The following is a 380-nucleotide window of genomic DNA, read 5'->3' on the forward strand; positions in this document are numbered from 1 at the left end:
GCGGATCGAACAAATGGGTAAACCTGTCCGCTTTGTCCATCACCGTCCCATAGCCGCCCGAAGTGGCAAACGCCTTGTCTTTCATCGTGATATTTGCCAACACGCCTTCTTCGTCGGACAGAATGCCTGCCGCCAATACTGCCAAGCTCGGTTTGACGATTTGTTTGATTTTCATATGCAGAATCCTTTTTTACCCGATGCCCGTCTGCCTTTTGTTCGGAAGAGCCGCATCAGGAGAGTTTTAATGCTTCGCGCCTTTACCGCACCACGATTCGTAGGTAATGGTTTCCAAGCCCAGCCAGCGTTCGGACACTTCGTCCAAGCCTGTCTCTTATACACATCTCCGAGCCCACGAGACTCGACGTCATCTCGTATGCCGT

At 51.8% G+C, this 380-nt stretch carries 2 pseudogenes; both read right to left on the minus strand.

Going from position 1 to position 380, the window contains the following annotated elements:
• A pseudogene (locus ACRPFF_RS11790) lies at window positions 1-115 on the minus strand (FAD:protein FMN transferase); the annotation flags it as partial.
• Window positions 116-171: 56 nt separating this feature from the next.
• A pseudogene (locus tag ACRPFF_RS11795) lies at window positions 172-380 on the minus strand (hypothetical protein); the annotation flags it as partial.

Source organism: Neisseria sp. SLRRB23, assembly GCF_050896295.1.
Classification (GTDB): domain Bacteria; phylum Pseudomonadota; class Gammaproteobacteria; order Burkholderiales; family Neisseriaceae; genus Neisseria.